Source organism: Bradyrhizobium jicamae (assembly GCF_001440395.1).
Classification (GTDB): Bacteria; Pseudomonadota; Alphaproteobacteria; order Rhizobiales; family Xanthobacteraceae; genus Bradyrhizobium; species Bradyrhizobium jicamae.
Window position 1 is genome coordinate 1 of the sequence record NZ_LLXZ01000181.1, and the last position, 1,334, is coordinate 1,334.

The 1,334-nt window shown below is 65.7% G+C and carries 1 protein-coding gene; it reads left to right on the forward strand.

The genetic code is table 11. From position 1 onward, the window contains the following. Window positions 1-1,224, forward strand: a 1,224-nt coding sequence (locus tag CQ12_RS30245; protein WP_245310239.1) for an HlyD family type I secretion periplasmic adaptor subunit, incomplete at its 5' end; no start/stop codon positions are given. Window positions 1,225-1,334: the final 110 nt, after the last annotated feature.

Sequence of the window (1,334 nt, forward strand, 5' to 3'; positions counted from 1 at the left end):
CTGGCGGGCGGCTGGATGGCGCTGGTGCCGCTGTCGGGCGCCGTGGTGGTGCCGGGCAATCTGGTGGTGCAGTCCAACGTCAAGGCCATCCAGCATCCGACCGGCGGCGTGGTGGCGCAGATTCCGGTCCAGAACGGCAAGCGGGTCACCGCCGGCGATCTGTTGCTGCGGCTGGATTCGACGCAGGCGCAGGCCAGCCTTCAGGTGGTGAGCAAGCAGCTCGATGAAGTGCGGGCGAAGATCGCGCGGCTCGCCGCGGAGCGCGACGGCCAGCCGCGGCCGGCGATCCCGCCGGAGCTGTCGTCCCGGCTGGAGGACGGCAATGTCAAGACGCTGCTCGCCTCCGAAGCCTCGCTGTTCAGGGCGCGGACGACCGCACGTGAGAGCCAGAAGGAGCTGTTGCAGAGCAAGGTCTCGCAGCTTGGCGAGGAGGTCGTGGGTCTCGAGGCGCAGGTTGCGTCCAAGGCCAAGCAACTGGAGCTGATCACCGGCGAACTCGGCGGCGTGCAGGAGCTGTTCGACAAGCGGCTGGTGCCGATAGCGCGGCTCACGACGCTGCAGCGTGAGAGCGCCAGAATCGAAGGCGAACGCGGCCAGTTGATTTCCACCATCGCCGAGACCAGGACCAAGGTCGACGAGGCCAAGCTTCAGATGGTCAAGCTCGATCAGGATGTCCGCACCGAGGTCGTCAAGGAGCTCGGCGAGGCCCAGGGCAAGGAAGCCGAGCTCAGCGAGCGCAGCATCGCCGCGCGCGACGTGCTCGAGCGCATCGAGATGCGCGCGCCGACATCGGGCGTGATCCACCAGCTTAATGCCCACACGATCGGCGGCGTCATTCGCGCCGGCGACACCATCATGGAAGTGGTGCCGGATTCCGACGATCTGCAGATCGAGGCGCGGCTGCAGCCGAACGACATCGATCAGGTGCGCAAGGGTCAGCAGGCCTTTGTCCGCTTCTCTGCCTTCAACCAGCGGGTGACGCCGCAGTTGATCGGACAGGTGTCGTATGTCTCGCCCGACACCACCCGCGACCAGCAGACCGGCATGTCCTATTTCACGGTCCGCATCATGCTGTCGGAAGAGGAGCGCCGCCGGCTTGCCGGGCTGCAACTCGTCTCGGGCATGCCGGCGGAGGTCTTCATGCAGACCGGCAGCCGGACCATGCTGAGCTATCTGTTCAAGCCGATCCTGGATCAGTTCGAGCGCGCTTTTGTCGAGCGGTGAGGGGCAGGATAGGTTTCCGGCACGGCAATCGTATGTGTAACAAACTCGTCATGCCCGGGCTTGTCCCGGGCATCCACGTCTACGCAAGAAGACGTGGATGGGGGGGGGGA